This window comes from Brevundimonas sp. GN22 (assembly GCF_054824005.1).
In genome coordinates this window covers 1-6460 of record NZ_JSYD01000114.1, presented here as the reverse complement: position 1 = coordinate 6460, position 6460 = coordinate 1, and the positions used below count along the sequence as shown (strand labels likewise).

The 6460-nt window shown below is 66.3% G+C and carries 9 protein-coding genes; 1 reads left to right on the top strand and 8 read right to left on the bottom strand.

The window, feature by feature from the left end; all coding sequences use genetic code 11:
* From OB03_RS13645 to OB03_RS13630, 4 genes are all read right to left on the bottom strand, one after another.
* On the bottom strand, positions 1 to 2179 hold a 2179-nt coding region (locus tag OB03_RS13645), incomplete at its 3' end, for a baseplate multidomain protein megatron (RefSeq protein ID WP_461344521.1).
* A gap of 3 nt (positions 2180 to 2182) precedes the next feature.
* Positions 2183 to 2623 carry an NlpC/P60 family protein gene (locus tag OB03_RS13640; RefSeq protein WP_461344520.1) on the bottom strand — a complete coding sequence of 147 codons (441 nt, stop codon included), beginning with the start codon at positions 2621 to 2623 and terminating at the stop codon, positions 2183 to 2185.
* Entirely contained in the window at positions 2620 to 3273 is a 654-nt protein-coding gene (locus tag OB03_RS13635; RefSeq protein ID WP_461344519.1) for a baseplate hub domain-containing protein, read from the bottom strand. Before OB03_RS13635 ends, OB03_RS13640 begins: the two co-directional genes overlap by 4 nt.
* Before the next feature lie 62 nt (positions 3274 to 3335).
* Positions 3336 to 3947, bottom strand: a complete 612-nt coding sequence (locus tag OB03_RS13630) for a DUF2460 domain-containing protein (protein WP_242913756.1) — start codon at positions 3945 to 3947, stop codon at positions 3336 to 3338.
* A 96-nt stretch (positions 3948 to 4043) separates the two neighbouring features.
* On the opposite strand from OB03_RS13630, the gene OB03_RS13625 reads away from it, so the two are divergent.
* Positions 4044 to 4769, top strand: coding sequence for a DUF805 domain-containing protein (locus OB03_RS13625; RefSeq protein WP_242913755.1), 726 nt, complete (start codon positions 4044 to 4046; stop codon positions 4767 to 4769).
* 125 nt (positions 4770 to 4894) lie between these two features.
* Here OB03_RS13625 and OB03_RS13620 read toward each other — a convergent pair whose 3' ends face one another.
* The 4 genes from OB03_RS13620 to OB03_RS13605 are packed head-to-tail and all read right to left on the bottom strand — an operon-like array spanning position 4895 to position 6294.
* Complete coding sequence (locus OB03_RS13620) at positions 4895 to 5410, bottom strand: phage tail tape measure C-terminal domain-containing protein (RefSeq protein WP_242913754.1); 516 nt, start codon at positions 5408 to 5410, stop codon at positions 4895 to 4897.
* Positions 5394 to 5642 carry a phage tail assembly chaperone gene (locus OB03_RS13615; RefSeq protein WP_242913753.1) on the bottom strand — a complete coding sequence of 83 codons (249 nt, stop codon included), beginning with the start codon at positions 5640 to 5642 and terminating at the stop codon, positions 5394 to 5396. Before OB03_RS13615 ends, OB03_RS13620 begins: the two co-directional genes overlap by 17 nt.
* Positions 5597 to 5887, bottom strand: coding sequence for a GTA-gp10 family protein (locus OB03_RS13610; protein WP_242913752.1), 291 nt, complete (start codon positions 5885 to 5887; stop codon positions 5597 to 5599). Before OB03_RS13610 ends, OB03_RS13615 begins: the two co-directional genes overlap by 46 nt.
* On the bottom strand, positions 5884 to 6294 hold the full coding sequence (locus OB03_RS13605; protein ID WP_242913751.1) for a phage major tail protein, TP901-1 family: 411 nt from the start codon (positions 6292 to 6294) through the stop codon (positions 5884 to 5886). The genes OB03_RS13610 and OB03_RS13605 overlap by 4 nt, the downstream gene beginning before the upstream one ends.
* Positions 6295 to 6460 lie beyond the last annotated feature (166 nt).

Genomic DNA, 6460 nt, shown 5'->3' with positions numbered 1-6460 from the left:
CAATCACCAAGCCCGAAACCGTCCCGACAATCCCCTCGACGCGGTAGTCGCCGTCTTCCAGCCCCGCACGTTTCAACAGCGCCGCGACAACATCCGCCGCCTGACCCTGCATACGCCCGTTCAGCCAGTGCCCCGTACGCCACGCCCCCGCATCGGCCCACAGGTCCCCCCGTGCCGGAAACGCCGGATAGGGCCGCGCATCCCAGCACCACGCGTCCGCCCCTTCCAGCATCCGCCCGCCATAGACCGCGGACAGAGGATTGTTGGCCGAATCATCGAAATGCCCCAGCACCGCCTCCAGCAACGTCCTCTGCATCCGGTCATCGCGGGCCCCCGTTGAATAGGGCGGCAGGGCATTTTCCGTACTCTTGGGGTCCGAAAACAGATTGGGCGCATTGCCCCCGCGATCCACTGCCGCACAGCCAAACTCGGTCAGCCGCACCGGCTTCATCCCCGGCACCCAGGCGGTAGGCGTTGCCTCCCGCACCCCGTCCACCCGCTCGTAATGACGGTTCGACCACCAGCCCTTCAGGTCCTTGACCCGCCAGACCCAGTCCTCGCCATAGGCCCCGTCCACAATCGGCGTGCGCACCTGCGCCGCCTCATCCGCCGCGCTGGCATAGTACCAGTCAAAGTCGCGCCCACCGGCCACCTGCTGCGCCAGATAGTCCGCATCCCACGGCCCCGCGAACGCTTCCGAATCCGCGCCGCCCGCGCCCTCACGCCAGTCCCCCATCGGCGGGTACCAGTCGATCCCCACGAAATCGATATTCGGATCGGCCCATAGCGGGTCAAGGTGAAACCTCACCTCCCCACCATCCCTCAGGCCCGCATATTCCGACCAGTCCGCCGCATAGCCCAGCTTCACCTGCGCCCCCGCCTCGGCCCGACATTCCGCCGCCAAGGTCTGGTACTGCGCCACCGCCGGAAACCCGCCCGCCGCATCACGCGTCAGCGTCAGCCCGCGCATCTCCGAGCCGATAATCAGCCCGTCTGCACCTTCCTCCTGCGCCATCCTCGCATAGTGCAACGCCTGTCGCCTCAGCCCCCATCCCGAGGCCGTGCCGAACACCGCCGCCACATCCGCCGCCGCCTGCGCACCATCGCTCCCCTTCACGCGCCCGCGCCACGGATAGCCCTCGCAATCCATGAACACGAACGGATAGATCACCACTTCCAGCCCGCGCCGTTTCAGCGCGCGGATAGCCTGCCGCACCGTCTGGTCCGACGGCGTCCCGCCATAGGCCACCGCCCCGTCCACATCCGAAATCAGGTGCGCACCGGCGCGGTCCAGCCCCGCCACGCCCCATTCCAGCGGATCGGTCGGCTTGTCCCGACGCTCCACCCCCGGCTTGATCCGGCAATGTTCGGCCCGCGCATCCGTCCCGAACCAACCCACGACCAGATTGACCCGCTTCACATTGGGCAGTTGCGCCGTCAGTTGATCCAGCGACACCTCAAGGTCCGGACGCCCCAGCCCCGATCCCGCATTCTCCGGCACATGGCGCAAGAATCCCTCGCGCCTCAGCACCACTTCATCCGCCAGACAAAACTCGCCCGCCCCCGGAATGAGGCACACGCCCTCCAGCCGGTCCTCCAGCCTCGGCTCATCTCCTCGCGCGCGACGAAACACCTCGAACCCCAACTGCGGAACACGATCGCCAAAGGCCTCAAGGCTCAGATCCTCGAACACCACATAGGCCACCCCGTGATAGGCCGGAGCCGCCCCTTCAATCGCCTCGATCAGCGGATCGGGCACCTGCCCCTCGCCACCACGGTGCAACCGCCACGTCACGCCCGTTAGGTCCATCGGCATGCCGTCAGCCCAAACGCGACCCACGCCGTCGATCTTGCCCTCACACAGCGCCACCGCAAAACTCAGCGAATAGCCATAGTCGACCGTCTTACGTCCGCCCTTGCCGCCCGACGCCTTTCGCTTGTGTTCCAAAAACCGCGCAGCCCAGATGACCTGCCCCGTCACCCGCGCCCGCCCGAACACACAGGCCATCGGCGCACCTTCGGCCGAGCCTTGCAGCTTCAGGCTCTCCAGCCTCGGCCCGATCTGTCGCGTCGGCTGCAAGCTGCTGACGATACGCTCGTCCACCATCCGGCCCAGCATCCCGCCAATCGGCGCCCCGCCGAACAGACCGCCCACCGCCGACAAAGTCACACTGGCCATCGCCTACACTCCCTCGGGCCAGCCAAAGACAGCCACCAGCCGCCTTTGCCACCATGCCCCCATCCAGCTTTCCACCACCGACCGCGCCCAATAGGCGTGGATCATCCTCGGCTCCGGCCCCGATACGTCCGACAGAACCGCACAGTGCTTGGCCACGCTCCCCGCCTCCATTCGGAACAGCAGCACATCGCCAATCGCCATTTCTTCCAGCGGCTTCTCGACCAGCCAACGCCTCGCCGCCGCCCACAGCGTCTCCTCGCCACCCATTTCGGCCCACTCGGGCCGATACGGCGGCACAGTTTCCGGCTCCGCCCCGTAAGCTTCACGCCACAAGCCGCGCACCAGACCCAGACAGTCCGCACCCACGGCCTTCTCGCTGGCCTGATGTCGGTAGGGCGTCCCCAGCCAACCCCTCGCCGACTTCGCCATCGCCTCGCCCTTCATCGGCGACTCGCCCCGTCACGGCGCACGCCGCCCGTCGCCCGCGTGAGGACAAAGTCATCGCCCGGCATATCCGGAAACCCACGAAAGTTCAGACCATTGGCGAATTCTTCAACACAGGTTCTCCACGTCCGGTCACACCGACGCCCCCCGATCACCTCCGCCGACAGCCCACACCGTTCATCCCCCAGCACCGCGTCACAGTCGCGCCCGTATGTTCGCCCCACCACGCGATCCAGCACCGCCATCGGGCCTTCCAGATCGGCCACAAAAGCTCCCGCCTCACGCCGGATTTTCCGCAACGTTCCAGCCCACAGCTTCACCCGCGCCGAAACATCGGCCCAGTCGACGCGCCACAGCTCGACATCAGCGGCATCAAATAGCCCTGCCTGGATGTCCGCTTCCGAAAGCGCTTCATCGTCCAGCGCCCCCGACGCCGACCAACCACCCGCCCCCATTCCAGACACAGCCTCGCCACTGCCCAGGGTCCAGCCACTTCCCGCCCGACAGACCACACCCTCGAACTCCAGATCGCGGTCGTGATCCGTGAACCCCAGCTTCACCCCGTCCCGACGCTCCAACAGCCAGACGTGACACAGCCTCGCCGCCCCGCTTTCGACCCGCGCTGCCAGCGCCCCTTCCAACTCCCGCATCGATCCCCCAAGCACAAAAAAGGGGAGCCAAACGGCTCCCCATCATCATCCCGTCGCGCAGCTCACGCCCCGCGTATTTCCTTCAGCGGCACCGCCGCCATCCGTCCCGCCTCAAAGCTCTCCAGCGTCACCTCCAGCCGATCCGTATCGAACCGCACCGGCGTGTCGAACAAGAACCCCGCCGTCACCACAGCCCCCGCAGGCGGTGCCTCCGAAAGCGTCACCTGTCCGCTCGCTCCATCAACGCTGAAGCTGTGCGTTTCGACCCCATCAACCGCCACGCACACCGTCTCCGCAACGGGTTTCACAATCGGACGAACCATGTCCCCGTACGCCTTAACCAGCGAAAACAACTTCAGGTCACCGCCGCCGGTCCCGATCACCTGATCGTAAGGCGTCACCTCGCCTGAAAGCATGCACGATTTGAAGTCCGCAAAGTCCTTGAACCGAAAGCCGCGCAACCGCCCCTGCCGCGCCTCGAAGAAGGCCGTCAGCGCAGCCATATCGTCCAGCGAACGCAGGCCCGCGCCGATCAGATAACGCCTGCGCCCCATCGCCCAGGGCGTCGACCGCCGCTCGTGACCGGACGCCAATTCCACCACTTCGGTGCGACGCTCGATCCCGCCTGTTGACCCGAACGCAAGGCGCGCGGGCAAACGTACTTCATCAAACATTGAAAATACCTCTAAACCTAAGCTTGCAGTGCCCCTGCGCCTGCGCCACTGTTCCGCCCCATTTCGGCAGACGTCGATTTCCTTCAGGAGATGAATTTGCGCGGCGAGATCACCAGCTACGACACCGTTTCAAGCACCGGATCGATCAAGGGTCAGGACGGACAGCCCTACCTGTTCGCCCGTCACGACATCCACACCGGCAGTGAAATCAAAGTCGGCCAATCCGTGGACTTCGTGCCCACCGGCTCCACCGCTACCCAGATCGTTATCCTCGGCGATGCAGTCGCCAGTGCGACAACGGCAACGGCTCCTGCCGCGGCCTTCGGTGCGGCTTCCGGCGGCACAGCAGCCGCCGCCCTCAACGGCAGCGGCTACGACTGGCAATATGCTCTACTGAAGTTTGATGGCCGCCTGCGCCGTCAGGACTTCTGGATCAGCTTCCTGATCCTCTTTGGTGTAAGCTTCGTCACCAGCTTCATTCCGCTGATCAACATGGTCATCGGATTGGCCCTCATCTGGCCGAACGTGGCCATCACCGTCAAACGCCTGCATGACATGGGCAAGTCCGGCTGGCTCACCCTCATCCCTTATGCAGGCGTCATCATTGGCTCATTCGTGATGTTCGCCGGCGGGGCTGGTGCGTTCCTCGCGGCGGCTGCTACCGGCGACGCATCTGCGCTCGCCACAGCAGGCGGTCTGGGAGCCATCGGCCTCGGCGTCCTGATCATGCTGGTTACCAGCATCGGCTTCCTGATCTGGATCGGCGTCACCGACAGCCAACCGGGCACCAACCAATACGGCCCCAATCCCAAGGGCCTCTAAATCGGGTCACAACCACAGAAAAGGGCAGCCACGGCTGCCCTTTTTTCGTCAGGTCCAAATGAATCCACCCATGCTCCCCTTCGCAGACAGTGAACCGCCTATCAGATCACTAGGGCCCCGCAGGCTCAGCGCATCCCCAGCGCCGCCGCCCGCGCCATCATCCGCGCCACCTGCGCCTCCGATCTCAGCAATGCCTGCGGCCCGCCATCCACCATCACATTGACGACGACAGGCGAAGCGCCGCGCATCGGCTCCACACTCCCGCCAACACCGGGCCTAAACACCTCCGGCCCGCGTTCCCCCACGAGATAAGCCCCGCCAGCAGCAACCGCGCCGCCATCAGCTCGCGCTCCCGAAAATACGCCCCCGACCGCCGCCGACAGCGCCTCCCCCAGCCCGCCATTCTTGGCCAGCACACCTGCACTGGCATTGATCGCCCCGATCACCGCCCGCGCCAGTTCGGCCATCGAGACCTCGCCATCCTTGGCCGCCCGCATCAGAGACCGCGACAGCGATCCCCCCGCCTTCGAAAACGCCTCCTCGATCGCCCCCGCCGCCTTCTGCGCAGGCTCTTTCAGCCCCTCCAGCGCCGCCGCAGCCTCAGCCGTGGCCACGCCCAAACCGTCAAACTCGTCCGCCATCGGGCCACCGCTCCATCATCTCGTCCAACACCCCGCGCGGCAGGCTCACACCACCGCCCCCCGCGCTCTCCGTCAGCATCCGCCATTCCCTCAGCGACAGCCGCCAGAACGCCTCGGGCAATATCCCCATCGCCTGCGCCTGCCTCAGCATCACGCCCCAGACATGTGCGGATTTGGCATCCGCCGTCACACCGCCGCCCTGAACGCCGCCGCCACAGCCTCCGCTGCGCACCTAGGCTCCACCGCCGCAGCCCCCAGCCGATCCGCCAACTCCCCCTCACCGCCCCCGCGCAGCAGGGCCGCCAGCACCACCATCAGATCGCCCGCCGACATCGACACCATCCGCTCGGCCAAGGCCCCCATGCCGACAACGCCCAACCCCGCCTCCATCTCCGCCAACGCCCCCAGCGTCAGGCACAGACGGCGCGGCGCTCCGGCCAACTCCACACAGACCTCGCCCCTCACCGCATTGGTCACAGCGCCGAAAACTCCACCGCGCCCGCACTGGCCAGCGAAAGCGCAAAGCTCGCCTCGCCCTCATGCTCGCCCGCATACTCCAGCGCGCTGACAAGGAACGGCCCCTCCAGCACACCAAAGTCCGGCACCACCAACTGCCAACGCTTGGCCGACTGTTCGAAAAAGGCCTCGCGGATCAGCGCATCCGACGCCGCATCCCTGAAAATCCCCTGCCCCGACACCGCCGCAGACTTCACACCCGCCCCGGCCAGCAGTTCGCGCCAGCGCCCAGAGCTATCCCCATCGGTCACATCCACCGTCTTGGCATTCAGCGAAATCGTGCGCGCCCGCAGACCCGCCACCGTCACAAAAGTCCCGCCGCTGCCCGCAATCTTCAGCAGCATGTCGCGCCCGCTCTGCACCGCCATCTATCCCTCCATCACCGCGCGAAGACGCACCGTCCCGTAAGACACCCGCCCCTCGCTGCCCGCAAAAACCTCGGCTCCGCGCACCCGCACGACACCCGTCACGCCGCCATCCGATACGGCCAGTCCGTCCAGAACCTCGCGCACCACCGCCACCACGGCCCGCGCC